This is a genomic window from Psychrobacter sp. JCM 18900 (assembly GCF_904846625.1).
GTDB lineage: Bacteria > Pseudomonadota > Gammaproteobacteria > Pseudomonadales > Moraxellaceae > Psychrobacter.
The window spans coordinates 545,944-562,149 of the sequence record NZ_CAJHBL010000003.1; the positions used below are offsets into that span (position 1 = coordinate 545,944).

The 16,206-nt window shown below is 43.3% G+C and carries 13 protein-coding genes; 5 read left to right on the plus strand and 8 right to left on the minus strand.

Features of this window, described 5'->3' with window-relative positions; all coding sequences use genetic code 11:
• Positions 1–44 precede the first annotated feature (44 nt).
• Positions 45–1,061 (plus strand): cell division protein ZipA C-terminal FtsZ-binding domain-containing protein, encoded by a 1,017-nt coding sequence (locus JMX96_RS07880; protein ID WP_201568445.1) that lies wholly within the window; start codon positions 45–47, stop codon positions 1,059–1,061.
• A gap of 349 nt (positions 1,062–1,410) precedes the next feature.
• Entirely contained in the window at positions 1,411–3,402 is a 1,992-nt protein-coding gene (gene ligA, locus JMX96_RS07885) for an NAD-dependent DNA ligase LigA (protein WP_227676989.1), read from the plus strand.
• A gap of 58 nt (positions 3,403–3,460) precedes the next feature.
• Here ligA and dcm read toward each other — a convergent pair whose 3' ends face one another.
• The 5 genes from dcm to JMX96_RS07910 form a co-directional block, all read right to left on the minus strand.
• A complete protein-coding gene (dcm, locus tag JMX96_RS07890; protein ID WP_201568446.1) occupies positions 3,461–4,726 on the minus strand; it encodes a DNA (cytosine-5-)-methyltransferase in 1,266 nt (421 codons plus the stop codon).
• A complete protein-coding gene (locus JMX96_RS07895; RefSeq protein ID WP_201568447.1) occupies positions 4,726–5,742 on the minus strand; it encodes a hypothetical protein in 1,017 nt (338 codons plus the stop codon). The genes dcm and JMX96_RS07895 overlap by 1 nt, the downstream gene beginning before the upstream one ends.
• A 167-nt stretch (positions 5,743–5,909) precedes the next feature.
• The gene (locus JMX96_RS07900) at positions 5,910–6,473 is read right to left on the minus strand and encodes a hypothetical protein (RefSeq protein WP_227676974.1); all 564 of its coding nucleotides are present in this window, start codon (positions 6,471–6,473) and stop codon (positions 5,910–5,912) included.
• 331 nt (positions 6,474–6,804) lie between these two features.
• Positions 6,805–7,215, minus strand: coding sequence for a hypothetical protein (locus tag JMX96_RS07905; protein WP_134292608.1), 411 nt, complete (start codon positions 7,213–7,215; stop codon positions 6,805–6,807).
• 329 nt (positions 7,216–7,544) lie between these two features.
• Positions 7,545–10,007, minus strand: a complete 2,463-nt coding sequence (locus JMX96_RS07910) for a YgiQ family radical SAM protein (RefSeq protein WP_087813979.1) — start codon at positions 10,005–10,007, stop codon at positions 7,545–7,547.
• A gap of 612 nt (positions 10,008–10,619) precedes the next feature.
• On the opposite strand from JMX96_RS07910, the gene JMX96_RS07915 reads away from it, so the two are divergent.
• The gene (locus JMX96_RS07915; RefSeq protein WP_201568623.1) at positions 10,620–11,906 is read left to right on the plus strand and encodes an ammonium transporter; all 1,287 of its coding nucleotides are present in this window, start codon (positions 10,620–10,622) and stop codon (positions 11,904–11,906) included.
• A 10-nt stretch (positions 11,907–11,916) separates the two neighbouring features.
• Positions 11,917–12,567: a hypothetical protein gene (locus JMX96_RS07920; RefSeq protein ID WP_201568448.1), complete on the plus strand. Its 651-nt coding sequence runs from the start codon at positions 11,917–11,919 to the stop codon at positions 12,565–12,567.
• 171 nt (positions 12,568–12,738) lie between these two features.
• Here the strand turns inward: JMX96_RS07920 and JMX96_RS07925 are convergent, their stop codons facing one another.
• Positions 12,739–13,497 carry a hypothetical protein gene (locus JMX96_RS07925; protein ID WP_201568450.1) on the minus strand — a complete coding sequence of 253 codons (759 nt, stop codon included), beginning with the start codon at positions 13,495–13,497 and terminating at the stop codon, positions 12,739–12,741.
• Positions 13,498–13,659: 162 nt separating this feature from the next.
• Entirely contained in the window at positions 13,660–14,127 is a 468-nt protein-coding gene (locus tag JMX96_RS07930; RefSeq protein WP_101204277.1) for an Lrp/AsnC family transcriptional regulator, read from the minus strand.
• Between the two features lie 242 nt (positions 14,128–14,369).
• Between JMX96_RS07930 and rarD the strand changes: the two genes are divergently transcribed.
• Positions 14,370–15,392 (plus strand): EamA family transporter RarD, encoded by a 1,023-nt coding sequence (gene rarD, locus JMX96_RS07935; RefSeq protein ID WP_227676976.1) that lies wholly within the window; start codon positions 14,370–14,372, stop codon positions 15,390–15,392.
• 138 nt (positions 15,393–15,530) lie between these two features.
• Here the strand turns inward: rarD and smpB are convergent, their stop codons facing one another.
• Positions 15,531–16,007, minus strand: a complete 477-nt coding sequence (gene smpB, locus JMX96_RS07940) for an SsrA-binding protein SmpB (protein WP_057758370.1) — start codon at positions 16,005–16,007, stop codon at positions 15,531–15,533.
• Between the last annotated feature and the right edge of the window lie 199 nt (positions 16,008–16,206).

Consider the following 16,206-nt stretch of genomic DNA (forward strand, 5'->3'; position numbering starts at 1 on the left):
GTTTGTGTATTCCCTTTTGTTATATATACTAGGATGTATTTATCATGACCGTTATTCAGTTTATATTGATTGCCATTGCCGCGTTTATCGTGCTCGCAGGGCTGTTTATGGTCATTCGTAGCTTTAAGCGCCGCGGTGCTACCGAAGCTGCTGCGGTCAATTATGATAAAAATGGTATTCCGATCATACCGCGTCACGAGCGCAACATCGTCGATCAGCCAGATCTTGATGATACAGTCGCAGGCGAGACGAGCATCGGTCCAGATCGTAGCTACTTGGATGCCGTGGTTGAAGAAGAGCCATTGACGCAAGCACATACCAACGTTGATGCTCAACTAACAGCTGAGCGTGACCATGTAGCAGCTGACGATCATGACGTCATCGATGAAGCAGACTACGCTCGCTGGCAAGAAGAGCAACGCCGTGCCGATAGTGCTGAGTTTGTAGAAGTCGCCGATCAGATGCATATCGAGCAAGAGCCTGATGCGTTCTCTAGCCTAATGTCAGCGACCGATAGCCTAATGCCGACCATCGATACGGCAGAAGAGCCAAGCTTCGATGACAATAGCCCGATACTGGATCAGCATCTATCAGAGTCGGGTGATGATGCGCAAAACGGCCCCTTGATCAATGCCAAAGACAATATCAATATCACCATCTTGCCGCACCAATATCGCGATCGTCCAGCGGCGATTATCCGTGGTCGTGACCTGCTAGCGTTGATTGATAAATACGGCCTACGCTATGGCGCGATGAATATGTTCCATCGCTATGAGCAAAAAGACGGCACCGGTATGTTGTGGTTTAGCATGATGGGCATTACTGATAGTGGTATCGCGCCATTTGATCCGCATAGTGTCGCGACCAACACTTATAATGGTGTCGTCGTATTCTTGTCGTTGCCACATCCACAGGCCGTGCGTAGCTTTGATAGTATGATGAGTATTGCTTATATGATGGCAAGCGACCTTGACGCGATTATGCTTGATGAAGAGAACGAACCAATCACGCCTGAATACAAGCAGCAGCTACGCAACCAAGTCCGTGATTATGAGGGTTAGAAGGCTAAAAGCTACTTAATAGCAGAAATCATAAAAAAGGCAAATAGCGATTAACGTTATTTGCCTTTTTTAATGGGCTATAGTTTCTGCAAAATGCTAACCATAGTAGACTGAGCAAGCCTGACATGGTATTTGATTTATATAGGATTGACTATACCGAGCTTCCTACAAACTTGTTATCATATCGACATCTTGAATTGCAAAAAAGACGCCGACTATGACTGACTCTACCTCATCAAATAACTCTAAAAACCTATCTGCTCAAGTAGAAAACCAAGCACCTGCCAAATCTAATGTACCTAGTTCGACCGACAGTAGTATCAATAATAGTGCAGAGATTGTCTCAAAAATGCGTGCGCTTATTGATGCTATCAAAACGCACAACTATGCCTATTATGTGCTAGATAATCCGATATTAGAAGATAGCGAGTACGACCAATTGCGTCGCTCGTTGCTTGAGATTGAAGAAGAATATCCAGATTTGGTGCAGCCAGATAGCCCAATCAATCAAGTCGGCGATATGCCGCTATCGGCCTTTACCCAAGTCACTCATGATATTCCTATGTTGTCGCTAGGCAATGTCTTTGAATATGATGATCTGCGCGATTTTATGCGCCGTGTCAATGATCGTCTCAGCGACTCACAGCAAAACCCTGAATATGAGATGGAACTAAAGCTTGATGGACTGGCTGTCTCACTGAAGTATGAGCATGGTAAATTTGTCCAAGCGGTCACGCGCGGTGATGGGCAGACGGGCGAAGATATTACCCAAAATGCCAAGACCATTCGTAACTTGCCACTATGGATAGCTGATGCTGCTGATATTGAGTTGCTAGAAGTGCGCGGTGAAGTATTAATGCCAAAGGCGGGGTTTGAGCGTCTCAATCGCTTAGCAGAAGAGAATGAAGGCAAAACCTTTGCCAATCCGCGCAATGCCGCCGCTGGTAGCTTACGTCAGCTAGATCCAGCGATAGCAGCCAGTCGTCCATTGGCTTTCTATGGCTATTCGGTCAATCAAGGTTTGCCAGATACTATCGACACTCAGTCAGGGGCGTTGGCATGGCTTACCGAGCTTGGATTTACGGTCAGCGCAGTAGAAGTGGTCGCCAATCCACGCGCCGCGCAGACCTATTATGAGTCAGTGATAGAAGGGCGTAGCGATCTGCCATTTGAGATTGATGGCATGGTCATCAAGGTCAATAGCCTTGCGCTACAGCAGCAACTTGGCTACCTATCACGCGAGCCACGCTGGGCGACTGCTTATAAATTCCCTGCCGAAACGGTAATGACGCGTCTCAACGATATCGAGTGGCAAGTCGGCCGTACGGGTCAAATCACACCAGTCGGTAAGCTTGAACCTGTCAAAGTCGGCGGCGTCACTGTCAGCAATGTTACTTTGCATAACTTTGGTGAGATTCAACGTTTAGATGTACGCGCAGGCGATACGGTCAGCGTCCATCGGGCGGGCGATGTCATCCCAAAAGTTACTCGTGTCTGGCACGATCAGCGCCCAGCCGATAGTGAGCCTGTCACGCTACCTTTGACTTGCCCTGTCTGCGACTCTCCCGTAGTGCTGCCTGAAGATGAAGCATTGGCGCGCTGTACGGGTGGGCTGTTTTGCCCAGCGCAGCAGCAAGAAGCACTTATTCACTTTGTCTCACGTCGTGCGATGGATATTGATGGGCTTGGCGCAAGTTGGCTGATTAGCTTCTTTGAGCACGGTCTGGTCAAAACCGTTGCTGATATCTATCAATTGCACAATCATGCAGATGAGATGGTCACCTTTGAAAAACTGGGTGAGAAATCTGTCCAAAATATCATCAACGCTATCGAAGCTAGCAAGCATACGACATTGGCTCGCTTTATTTACGCACTAGGTATTCGCGGTGTTGGTGAAGGCACAGCACAGAACTTTGCTCAGCAATTTGGTGATTTAGATAGTCTAATGTCGGCCAGTATTGAGACCTTGATAAAAACCCCAGATGTTGGAGAAATTACTGCCGAGCTGACCTATAAATTCTTCCGTGCGCCGCACAATATAGAGGTCATCACCGCATTACGTGAAGCTGGCGTGCACTGGGATAAGGTCGAGCAGGTCGCCTCAGAAGGTCTACCACTCGATGGGCAAACGTGGGTCATCACAGGCGCACTCGATAGCATGGCGCGTGATGAAGCCAAAGCCAAACTACAAGCGCTGGGTGCAAAAGTCTCAGGCAGCATCTCGGCAAAAACGACTGCGCTACTGGCAGGTGATAAGGCTGGCTCTAAACTGACCAAAGCAGAAAAACTGGGCGTCAAAATCGTGGGTGAGGAAGAGTTTTTGGCGATGGTTGGAGAGTAGGTGAGGTCAAAGTAAAACTTTATAAAGTATGAATTGTGTTCTTAAATAACCCTAAAATTTATTTTAAAATATTAGGGTTATTAATTAAAACATCTTTAGTGAGTGCTTTGATTACTGGTACGCTGACTGCGTTACCCAATTGTTTGTAAGCAAAGTTATCTTTAGGATGTAGTTTATACGAGTCAGGAAAACCCTGTAACCTTGCACACTCTCTGGGAGTTAGACGACGTACACGTCCATTATGATATACTCCTAACCTATTAGAGTCAGAGGCAGTTAAAGTTATTGAAATACTATCAGGGTCAAGAAATTTGAATACCTCAAATGACATGTTCCCTGCTACTAAGTTGTATAGACCGTCGTTCTCTTTAATATAACGCTTTAATAGTAACGAGTTGATAATCGCATCAATATCATCGTATAGATAGAAAGTGCTAATTTGTTCTTTACTTAATGCTTTCCCATCTTGATGTGTACCAAAAATATTTTTTCGACGATTGGCAATTAACAAATCCATAAATTCAATTTCATGATTGTTACACTCTCCCCTTAATCCTAAATCCCAAGAATGTATAGAGTTTCCACCTCGACTATCAATTAGACGTATACCATGTAGCTTACTTAAGTCTCCTTTTAATACTTTTTTTAATTGATTTGTGAACTCTTCAGAACAGTCATAATGGGAACTAGGATTAGGTTCTAAAATATCTCTGACTAATATTGATTTGTTGTCATGAAATAAATCATTGTTTATTAAGTTTTCTTTAAATGCGTGTGAATCTACAGCCCCAACATCGCTTGGTAGTGTTATTTTAGGAATAGTACCTTTAACTGCTACTATGTAGATCCTTACACGATTTTGAGCTACGCTGTAGTTGCTTGAGTTAAGTAATCTATATTCAAATTCATAACCTAAGTCACTCAAAACATTTTTAATAGTAGCAAATGTTTTGCCTTTGTTATGGTTTACTAAACCTCGCACGTTTTCAAGGATACATAAAGACGGCTGATTGCTTTCTATTAAACGTGCTACATCGAAAAACAGCGTACCTCTCGTATCTTCAAAACCTAATCTTTTACCAGCTGAAGAAAAAGCTTGGCAAGGAAATCCTGCCAATAGCACATCAAAGTTTTTCACATTAGATAATTGTGTAATATCACAATATGGGTTTTCGCCAAAGTTTTCTTCATAAGTCTTACATGCTTCTTTGTCTATTTCTGCACTGAGAACGCATTCAGAGTTTATATCCAGCTCATGCAAAGCTTGTTCGAAACCAAGTCTAATGCCACCTGTTCCAGCGAATAAATCAATAAATCTAATCATTAAATGTTATCTTTTATATAATTAACCATTTGCAGTAACCCAGCATCAGAAAAATTCACAGTACAATCACTATAGTTTAATATATTTTGTACAGCGCTTTTTCTTTGGAAGTTACCTGAACCATCTATAATGTACCCAACCTTATGATTATGTTGGTGTGCAAGTTGCTGTCTGTTATTAGCATTCTGTGCTTTTCTCTCAATCACAGAGTTAGTAGTAACTTGGAAGCTAACTTCTATACCTATAGAGCGATTAGTGTTTGAATTAGAAACAACTATATCGAATTTAGTTAGCTCCGAATCATTCAAGGTAACATTTACTAATGTATGCCCATCAAAATTATAGTAATCAGGTAGCATCTTTTGTAGTTTATTTTTGATATAGGCTTCGCAAATATACCCCAAGTCATTAGCTGTAGAACCACCAATCTGTCGACTAACAAAGAGGTAGCGTTCTTTGACGTATTTTTCTAATTTATCAGGGCTGCCTATCATGCTGCCGATAATAGCTTTTTCTAATATCTCATCTGGTAAGTTAGAAGGGTCTATAGTATTTGAGCCCCAGATCAACAGCATGCAGACATCAAGCATATCTTCACTGAAGCTTTGACGGTTCTCAAGCAGTAGGGACTTTTCAATCCTTAACTTTTTATTGTTCCAAACACGTTTGTCAGTTTTACTAAATTCATGAGTATGAACAACATTATCGAACTTGTATTCTAGTTTTCGTTCAGGGAATAGTTGAAAAAAATCTTTTGAATAGCGTTGTAGGCGCTCTCCACCAATATCTGTAAGTACCATGAGGTGCTTTAAGAACAGGTTAGCTGATAATGCTTTATTTTGGATAAGCGCCTCTTTCCATGCATAAGGACTAGCATCAGCTACTTTTAATAAATTTAAGAAGGTATCTTGTGTCTCAAGAAGAGGAATTAAAGTACTTTTATCAGCTGCCTCTTTAATTAACTCTGATGGCCAGTAATTACATGCGTTTTGGGCTAGATCATCAACTGTTTGCATAGAATAGTATAGTCTCTATTTAAGAAGCATGAATTTTAGCATTAAATCTACTAAGTATGTACAAGTCATAGATATCTAACGTAAATCATAGTCAGTAGCAGACTAGTTCTAGTAGCTAATATAATAGCTCCTACCTCTTCCGCTGACAGGAGCATAGATCCAATATGCTACTCCACCATCTCACCATGCGCCTTCACATCACCTTTCTTACCGTCTGGCTGAATTACGATAGGTAGTACCAGCCCTTTAGCAAAGTCATCAGACAGCACATAATCATAGCGACTGGCAGAGACATCAGGCGTGGTATGAATGATAAGCGTCATCTCATTGCCATCGGTTAGCTCATGTGAGACATACGTTTCGCTGAGTTGATCTAACGCTTTCGATAGCGCTTCGTTACTTGCCATGCTCACTGTCAGATTATGCTGAGCGGTCGCAGCGTCCACTTTGAAGTAATCTGCATAGTCTCGGACGTTTTGACTGTCGATGGCAAACGGATACTTATAATTGGTAGGGTCAGCAGGTTTTGTACCACTGTCTACCAGTGACCAGTCGATGGTGTCGGCTGCTGGTGCGGATGGATCTGCTGCTGTCTCCGCAGTTTGCTCAGTGGCATCGACAGAATCGGTAGCGTTATCGCAGCCTGTCAGCGCCCACATGCTTGCCGTTGCAATTACCATCATACTTATCAGACGCTTTGCCATCGAGTTACCCTTTTGATTGTCGGTCATGATTGATTTGCTCTATCTACTATTTTGACAGCTTTCTTTGTGCTTCTCTAGCGAAATACATCAGATGGCAAGTTTTGATATAGTCTAATCCTCTATAAAAGAATGACAGCGTTAACCTCGCTAAGCATACTAATGTATAACTTGCACTCGGTTTCCTTGTGTCGAAATTATATTGAACTGACTATACAATTATCTATCTGATACTGATTTTTATAGCCATTTCTATAAAAATATCAAACGAACACGCATAAAAAAGCAGCCACTATTTAATGACTGCTTTTTGTCTATTACGACTATTTGTCTATTACGATATGAGCGTATTTTTAACTGATTAGATTTGGCAGTTTACTTGGTATTCTTTACCATCAGCCCACTTCATCGCAAAGATACCTTTGTCACCTTTCATGTGCCATGCATAGACGACCTCTGGGTTTGAGTCGTTTACATAGCTTGCGACTTCGCCTTTCACTTTACCGTTTAGGATGATTGGCTGCTCGGCCCATTTTACTTTTGGTAAGGTAGCGTTGAGCATGACTTGTTCTTTATTGATAGATTGCTTTGCCATGATCTTGCTGTCATCGGTACAGGTGTATGGTGCTGGTGCCATACGATCATAGGCGGCGGTTACTTTCTCTGGAACTGGTGTATCAGTTGCATCTGGGGTAGTTGGTGCGGTAGTCGCACAAGCGCTCAATAGGGCAAGGACTGGTAGGGTAGTCGCAATTTTAGTTATCATTTTCATAGTGCTCTCCAAAGCTTTTCGCTGATGTCATTTACTTGTTCTTAATGATGCGTTTAGCATATGAGGGTTATAGTAGCGAAAACGAACCATTTCAATGTTAGAAATTGTTCATTACCTGTTAGCTTCGTTACCCAACCGCTGTCTAATGTAACTTGTAATCTGCGACATGCTGAAAAGTAAGTCGTATTAATTATGAGATGTGCAACTATAAAATTAGCGCGTAAAAAAGCACCTATCAACGAGTGGCTGATAGGCGCTTTTTTGTTTTACTTAACACGCTCTATATTGAGCATGTATTTTTATACTATGAACATTAACTGCTATGAACACTACTTCGTTTTACGCGGTGGTAGACCAGTATGCTGAGTCTGGAAATTGCCTTTGCTGACTTTCTTCTTACTGTTTTTACCGACAGCATTTTTACCCGCTGCACCTTTAGCTGACACACTGTTGTTTGACGAGCCATTACTACGCTTCACTGAGTCATTGCCAACACGGCTATTCTTTTTGCGCGCTGACTGATAAGTATCTTGCGCGGCATCACGCCCCTCTAAACTGGCGTTAAATGGCGGAATCAAGCAACCACGGTTTTTACCAATCAAGTCACTACGACCCATGTCTTGTAAGGCTTTACGTAGTAATACCCAGTTTTTTGGATCATGATAGCGTAAGAATGCTTTATGTAGTTTGCGCTGCTTGCCAGACTTGACGATATCCATGTCACCTTCATCACGACTAACCTTGTGTAGCGGATCTTTGTGCGTGTGATACATGGTAGTCGCGGTCGCCATCGGGCTTGGATAAAACGCCTGCACTTGGTCAGCACGGTAGCCATTACTTTTGAGCCAAAGGGCAAGGTTCATCATATCTTCATCTTTGGTTCCCGGATGGGCGGCGATGAAGTAAGGAATCAGATATTGCTCTTTGCCTGCTTCTTGACTGAACTGTTCAAACATGGCTTTGAACTGATCATAACTGCCCATGCCCGGCTTCATCATCTTCGATAGCACGCCTTCTTCAGAATGCTCAGGCGCAATCTTGAGGTAACCACCGACATGATGACTGACCAACTCTTTCACATATTCAGGATCTTTCACTGCCAAGTCATAACGTAAGCCTGAAGCAATCAGGATCTTTTTCACGCCTTTGATATCACGCGCTTTGCGGTATAGCTTGGTTAAGTTACTGTGATCGGTGATCAAATTTTCACAGACATCAGGATAGACACAAGATGGCTTACGGCAGTTCTTCTCAATCGTTTCATCTTTACAGCTTAGGCGATACATATTGGCAGTAGGGCCACCAAGGTCAGATATCACACCAGTAAAGTTCGGTGCGGTATCACGAATTGCTTCTACTTCGCGCAAGATTGAATCTTCTGAACGGCTTTGGATAATACGGCCTTCATGCTCAGTGATCGAGCAGAAAGTACAACCACCAAAACAGCCGCGCATGATATTGACCGAAAATTTAATCATATCATAAGCTGGGATGCGCGCATCGCCATAGCTTGGATGCGGCAAGCGCGCGTACGGCAAGTCAAACACATAATCCATCTCTTCAGTTGAGAGTGGCACTGGTGGTGGATTGAGCCAAACATCGATAGAGGTATGTGAGTTACCAGCACCGCTACTATGACGCTGTACAAGCGCACGGGCGTTACCTGGATTGGTTTCTAAATGCAGGATACGACTTGCATGAGCATAAAGTACAGGGTCAGATTTGACGTGCTCGTAGTCAGGCAGACGAATCACCGTCTTTTCACGTGGTGGCATTTTTAGCTTATGCTTACGTGCGGTCATTGGCTTATCAAAACCACGCATTTGTACCACCTGCGTCTCTTCGTCGACTTGTTCAGCGTTGATGACTTTATTGGCAACTGGCTCAGCGACAAAACCCTGATATTGCGATGACATAGATGAAGGCATGGCTTGGCCAACAGGCGAGTCCGATGGTTTGTTCTGCTCAATTGAACAGCTATCAACGTCTTCGGTCATCACATAAGGGTTGATGATTGGATCGACACGGCCAACGGTATCGACATCGTTACTCGCAACCTCAGTCATATCTTCTTGCCAATGACGACGAGTCGGGGTCAATAAGTAAGCCGTACCACGCAGTTTGCTCATCTGCTCAAAGCTATAGCCTTTAGACAGACCATGTACCACGTCGACGATCGCACGCTCAGCATTACCATATAGTAAGACATCAGCACGTGCATCCAGCAAGATACTACGGCGGACTTTGTCTGACCAATAATCATAATGAGCGATACGGCGTAAGCTACCTTCAATACCGCCTAAGATAATTGGCACATCAGGATAGGCTTCACGGCAGCGCTGGCTATATACGATAGCCGCACGATCAGGGCGTTTGTTTGCCACGTTGCCTGGAGAGTAAGCATCATCGCTACGGATTTTACGATCGGCGGTATAGCGGTTGATCATGCTGTCCATGTTGCCCGCGGTCACGCCGTAAGCATAGACAGGTTTGCCAAGTTCCATAAAGGCGTCTTTGCTCTTCCAATCTGGCTGAGCGATGATACCAACACGGAAGCCTTGCGACTCTAATAGACGACCGATGATGGCCATACCAAAGCTTGGATGATCGACATAGGCATCACCTGAGATGATGATAACGTCACAAGCATCCCAGCCTAGATCGTCCATCTCTTTGCGGCTCATCGGTAGATAAGGCGCCGGCTCGTAGCAGCTCGCCCAGTGTTTGTCATAATCATAAAGTGGCTTGGTGCCTTGTTTAAAGGCAGTGCGGGCGATGGTATCGGCAGACATGGGCGGACCTGTTAATTAGAAAAATGGCACTAAAAATACAGCCCTTATTACCCAATGATAATAAAGGCGAATTTAAAAGCGCTCATTTTAACATGAATCGCCTTCACTATGCGACCTATTCTATGAGGGGCGATTGCCGATAAGTTATTGATAGCGTGAGATAAACTGCTCATGCAAAGCAAGCTATCCGCACAGCAAAATAATGGCAAAAACAGTCTAGACAGAACAGTCACATTATTAGTTCAATAAAACTTACTTCCAACAATCATTCTCTACCCTAGTTCAATTTATAGCCACGTCCACGCAAGCATAATTATCAAAATACCGACTTGGCTGATACTGGTCATTTGTTTTCTTATATTTATGACTTCCTTCAATTTCTAATGATAGGTTTTGGCACAGGTTTTGCTCCACCCTTATTAGGGCTTATTTGTGTGCATTAATGAGTAAAAATAGTGCACCGATAACATTTGAACGGATAGATAAGTGTTTGGAGATAAAATGAGAACATCATCTGTTGGACTGGACACGGTAAAGGCATTATTAAAACTATTACAACCATTAAAACTATCGCTAAGCAATAGGCTGGTGCTAAGTACATTATTGTTTGCAATGATGGGTAGCGCCCAAGCTGCTGAGGCCGACACATTGACCGTGGCACAGTTGCTCGAATATCAAAATATCGCTTGGATTATCTGGGGCGGGGTATTGGTGTTCTTTATGCAGGCAGGTTTTGCTCTACTTGAGAGCGGATCGGTACGTGCGAAAAATACGGTAAACGTAATGATGAAAAACTATACCGACATGTGTATCGGTGGTCTAGCGTTCTACTTGGTTGGTTTTGGGCTAATGATGGGTACCAATCACTCAGGATTCATCGGCACGGATCACTTTATGCCAGTCGCGTTGTCTAATATGGACTGGGCGTTGATGTTCTTTCAGATGATGTTTGCAGCGACAGCGGTGACGATTGCTAGTGGTGCAATGGCAGAGCGCGTTTCCTTTATCGGCTATGCAGTGGCGGCATGTTTGATTTGTTTGTTCATTTATCCTGTGTTTGCCAGTTGGGTGTGGGGTGGTTACTTCGGCGGTACTGGTTGGCTAGCTGAGCTTGGCTTTATTGATTTTGCTGGGTCTACCGTCGTGCATTCTATCGGTGGCTGGTTGGCATTGGCAGGTATCTTGGTCATTGGCCCAAGGTTAGGTCGCTTTGCCCCTGATGGCACGCCAAGACTCATCGCAGGGCATAACATGACGTTGTTAGCGCTTGGTGGATTTATCTTATGGTTCGGCTGGTTCGGTTTCAATGCTGGATCGACCTTATCTATCACGGGCAATATTGGCTTAATCGCAGTCAATACTTTTGTCGCAGCAGTCAGTGCGGTGGTGAGCTATATGCTTATCTCCCGATCGCTTAACAAAGCCATTTTACTGAGCGATAGTGTTAATGCCAGCTTGATTGGTCTCGTATCGATTACTGCAGGTTGTGCGACCACAACGCCTGTATATGCCATTATCATCGGTGCGGTTGCTTCCGTGGTTTATATCCTATCGTCGCAAGCATTATTAAAATTCAAAGTAGACGATGTGGTCTCGGCAGTGGCAGTACATGGCTTTGGCGGTGCATGGGGTACGCTCGCCGCAGGATTGTTTTATACAGGAGATTTGTTTAATTTATCGCGGCTAGGCGTGCAAGCGCTGGGCGTCGGCGTGGCGTTAGGCTGGGGACTGGGATTGGGTCTGGTGATGTATAAGCTTATCGATCTAAGCTTTGGGTTAAAAGCCAGCCGCTTACATGAGCAGCGCGGCCTTGATTATACTGAGCATGCAGAGCTTGGTTACCCTGAGTTTCAGAAGCAAATGTTTGATTCCAAGAGTTTAACCGAGCGGCATTTATAGGAGAGAGCTGATGAATATTGATACTCAATCCGTAGACCAAGCTGTGACTGCGATGGCAGAAGTGCTTGCCGATTATCTACATCCTGAAGAGGTGCGACTGCTTAAATCACAGTGGCAGCGATACTCGACTGTCTCTGTAAAAATGATGCAGCAGTGCGTCTTGGACGCGACACGGCGCTATCCTGAGCTGCAAGCTTATAAGTCTGATATTAGGAAAGGTTTTTGGGCTACGTTGCAAGCGGGGAGTCAGCAGACAGTCGAGGCTGATAATCATAATGGTTATAATAGTCACAATAGCCATAATGAAACAGTCAAAGCGTCAGTCCCTGTCTCTGAGTTGGTTTTGGCATTTTATACTGTCATAGAAGCGCTGCGCAGTCAGCTATCAGAAACAGAAAGTCGCAACCTATTTCTGACCATGCACCAAACTGTTTCGCAAGAGCGCACCTTCAAAGGGCATAGTCTTAACATCAGTCAGTTTTTGGAAGGCAATCGCCCGTCTGTACCTGATAATGAGCACCTGTTAAATAATTTGATGCAGTTGGCTTATGTATGCTTATGCGATGTTGCAGGCCCTGTTGAAGCAGATGAGATGATGTTTCGAGCAGCGGAAACAGCGAAACAGAGCTATCCGAAAACATTGGTCGAAAAGTTATTCTAAAATGTTTAGTGGGCACGTTACGGTTGGGTACGGAAAACCTTTCGATAACGTGCTTTATATAAAGGGGCTTTTATAACGTAGCTTTCATTATTTAGCTGTCATGACGCAGCCTTCATAACGTACCTTGAAACTTGATACTAGGCGATGAGCTGTCTAATAGTATTTAGCTATCTAGTCCAATAGCTGAAGCGGGAAAGTAACCACGTCAAAGGCGAGGGCAAAAGGTAGCAGTACTAGCTTTTGTGCGCCATTTGGACCGCTACGAGTGACGACATCTTGCTGAGTCTGTGTATAAAAACTCACCGTATATGGTTTGGTCAGTGCGCGATAGTTTGACTGAATCAACCCTAAATTACTAACTTGCGGATAGATAGCGCCTTTGACAGGAACGCTAAAACAAAAGCGCTGAGCATTGATACGTTGATCACTCGCTGAAGTGCACTCTTTACCGTTATTTTGCAAAAAGAACTGATAGTCTGAACGCCCAAACTCATCTTTTAATTTGGCATAAGACAGTTTCATCTCACCTTGGAAGTGCCCATCATTATTGGGTACATGAAAGCTCATATCGTTATCCACTTGAATATTTTTTTGAGACAGATTACTCAGTAAGTTCACCATTTCTGTCCCACCTTGGGTGAGGACGTAGCTGTTTTTTTCTCCTACGATAACCATTGACGCGTTTGGCATTTTTGGTAACGCCTGCGCAGGGCGACCAAAAGCAACAATTTGATCTTCAGACAATATTTGCTTCGTCGTGTTCGTAGTGACGTGTCCACTATTGTCTAATAGTGAGCTAGTCGCACAGCCCGAGCTGGCTAGTACTGTGGCAAACAAAGCGGCTGCTATTATCTTTTTTGAATTTAATGGTTTTAACGGTTTTAGTAACTCTTGCATATTCTTGTTAGTAGCGTTTGTATGGTCAGTCATGATTAGGCTTCCTTGTCTAAAAAATGGGCTTACGAAATGAGTGATTAAAGCTTAATTTCCATCAAATATTTGGTGATATCGTACAGGGTTTAGAGGTAACTTAGCTACTTATCATCCATTGTCATATGATAGGCAACTTCAGCTTAGACTAATTAATTATAGTTAATCTAGCGTGATTTTGGTTCCACTCTTAGTAAAGTTCATCACAAACTGGCTTTTGAAATTGCGTACGTTATTTTCGTAAGTCAGTAAGCTGCGAGTGAACTGATGATAGTCGCTCATGTTTTTTGCATTGACCATCAACATAAAATCAAAATCGCCCGATACTTCATAACAGCTCATGATACGTGATTGCGCATCCATTAGGCGCTCAAACCGATGCTGCATTGAGGTATTAGAGCGCTCCATTTCTATCATCACTACGGCTGTCAGACCGTAGCCCACTTTGTCAGGATTGACGATAGCTACTTGTTTGGTAATCACGTCACTATCTATCAGCGCCTGTATACGCCGCTGCGCCGTCGCAATAGATACATGCACCCGCTCTGCGACAGTTTTAAGCGGTAATGTCGCATCATCTTGCAGCAAGTTCAAAATAGCTTTATCAATATTATCTAAAGTATGGCTCATATCAGGTCATCCTTAACAGCAGAGTTTTTTATAAATTTTTATAAATATTATCACTAAAAACACTAATATAAGAAAATAATAATTTATACGACACCTATTTGATATTTTTATTCATAAGTACATCTATATAGAGATAATATATCAAAGCACCCTAGTAAAATAGACCATATCGATTAGAGCTACTTTAAAAAAAGAGCTAGCAATTGGTTTTTTATCATCTATTAATAGCTACGGTGCTTATCATGTCTATCTCAATGCTCTCCAATGTATTCGCTAATACGCTAGCAACGACTGCTGCACGTTTGCCACTACCTGCGATTTGGACGACAGGTAGCGCACAACAACGCACATTAATATTAGGGGTGTCTTTTGCCATATTGTCCAATGTGCTATTTGGCGTACTCTATGCGTATAGCAGTTTTTTGTCGCCATTATCAGGGACGCAAGTTTTTATCTGGCGCATGCTCGCGATGTGGGCAGCGTTGGTCGGATACTTAATGGTAAGTGGGCGTCTGGGGTTGCACATTGATAAGTTAAAATTGCTCAAAGGTGCTAAGCAGTGGGCTTGGCTGCTATTACCTACGCCGATATTTCTTAGTCAATTTTGGTTATTTATGTGGGCGCCAGTGAATGGCCAAGGCGTGCAAACCGCGATGGGATACTTCTTATTCCCATTAATGATGGTGGTGTTTGGTTGTGTCCTCTTTGGCGAAAAACTAAGCCGTTTGCAATGGTTGGCAGTGGTCTTTGCTGCACTGGGCGTAGGTAGCGAAGTTATTCGTACCCAAAGTGTCTCTTGGGCGACGCTATGGGTATGCGGTACGTATCCTGTTTACTACATTTTACGCCGTCTGCAGGGAATTGGCGCAGTGACTGGATTATTGATTGATTTAACGATATTTGCGCCCTTTGCGCTAGCTTACTTATTCTTCTTTGCCCCAAGCAGTTTGGCATTGGTTAGCGGCTCGGGTTTCTTTATTATGATGCTAATAGGTTTGGGTGTGCTCAGTGTCTTGGCAATGAAGACCAATATTGATGCCAGTCAAATGCTACCAGTCAATGTGTATGGAATGATGAGCTATTTGGAACCTGCGTTGCTATTTATTTTGGCAGTGACTGTACTAGGCAACCCATTTGAGTCAGCGATGATCTATAGCTATGGTATGATTTGGTTAGGTATTGGGTGTTTAATTGCTCATGGTGTTAGGCAATTGCGTCAGGCTAGTAGAAAGACAGCAGCATCTCTAGAAGAGCAAATGGCATAGTAGAGTGGATTGCTAAATGCTTGTATGAGTTGTTATTGGTAGCTAAAGCTGGACGGTAATATTTATAGATATCGTAGACAAAAAAAAGGACGGCTCAGTAAATATTGAGTCGTCCTTTTTATTTAGATTAAATAACACTTAATCTAAATGCTGTTTGAAACCGCGCTGTTTATCACGTTCCCAGTCACGATCTTTTAGCGTTTTACGTTTATCATGCTGCTTTTTACCCAAGGCTAGGCCAATTTGGCATTTCACCAGTGAGTTTTTCCAGTAGCAAGATAGCGGTACGCAGGCATAACCTTTCTGGTTGATTGCCCCAGATAGTTTTTCGATTTCACGACGGTTCAGCAGCAGTTTACGGGTACGAATACTGTCTGGACTAACGTGCGTTGAGCTCGATAGCAATGGCTGAATGTGCGCACCAAACAAGAAAGCTTCGTTATTGCGGAATATGACGTACGCTTCGGTAATCGTCATCTTACCAGCACGAATGGCTTTGACTTCCCAACCTTGTAATGCCAGTCCTGCCTCAAAGGTTTCTTCGATAAAATACTCATGACGCGCCTTTTTATTGGCGCAAATCTGATTATCTGGCTTTTTTGATTTTTTTGACATAGTTTCTCCATAAGGATGACCTAAAACACAGGCTCCTTATTTAATCAGTCCCACTAATTCCTCATCCTAATCCAATAACTAGTCTTGTTTTTTATTTCGATTATGAGATGGATGAGTCGAACTGCCTATTGTATCAAAGCCTCTGGTGAAAAGGTAAATCAGCTGTTAGGACAAATGTAGCAGATAAGTATTAAGTTTG

What these genes read in the sequence shown, in the direction of transcription:
- ligA (WP_227676989.1), top strand. Translation starts at nt 1,411, where the DNA reads ATGCGTGCGCTTATTGATGCTATCAAAACGCACAACTATGCCTATTAT.
- JMX96_RS07930 (WP_101204277.1), bottom strand. Translation starts at nt 14,127, where the DNA reads ATGAGCCATACTTTAGATAATATTGATAAAGCTATTTTGAACTTGCTG.
- JMX96_RS07910 (WP_087813979.1), bottom strand. Translation starts at nt 10,007, where the DNA reads ATGTCTGCCGATACCATCGCCCGCACTGCCTTTAAACAAGGCACCAAG.
- smpB (WP_057758370.1), bottom strand. Translation starts at nt 16,007, where the DNA reads ATGTCAAAAAAATCAAAAAAGCCAGATAATCAGATTTGCGCCAATAAA.
- JMX96_RS07925 (WP_201568450.1), bottom strand. Translation starts at nt 13,497, where the DNA reads ATGACTGACCATACAAACGCTACTAACAAGAATATGCAAGAGTTACTA.
- JMX96_RS07915 (WP_201568623.1), top strand. Translation starts at nt 10,620, where the DNA reads ATGATGGGTAGCGCCCAAGCTGCTGAGGCCGACACATTGACCGTGGCA.
- JMX96_RS07905 (WP_134292608.1), bottom strand. Translation starts at nt 7,215, where the DNA reads ATGAAAATGATAACTAAAATTGCGACTACCCTACCAGTCCTTGCCCTA.
- rarD (WP_227676976.1), top strand. Translation starts at nt 14,370, where the DNA reads ATGTCTATCTCAATGCTCTCCAATGTATTCGCTAATACGCTAGCAACG.
- JMX96_RS07920 (WP_201568448.1), top strand. Translation starts at nt 11,917, where the DNA reads ATGAATATTGATACTCAATCCGTAGACCAAGCTGTGACTGCGATGGCA.
- JMX96_RS07895 (WP_201568447.1), bottom strand. Translation starts at nt 5,742, where the DNA reads ATGCAAACAGTTGATGATCTAGCCCAAAACGCATGTAATTACTGGCCA.
- dcm (WP_201568446.1), bottom strand. Translation starts at nt 4,726, where the DNA reads ATGATTAGATTTATTGATTTATTCGCTGGAACAGGTGGCATTAGACTT.
- JMX96_RS07880 (WP_201568445.1), top strand. Translation starts at nt 45, where the DNA reads ATGACCGTTATTCAGTTTATATTGATTGCCATTGCCGCGTTTATCGTG.
- JMX96_RS07900 (WP_227676974.1), bottom strand. Translation starts at nt 6,473, where the DNA reads ATGACCGACAATCAAAAGGGTAACTCGATGGCAAAGCGTCTGATAAGT.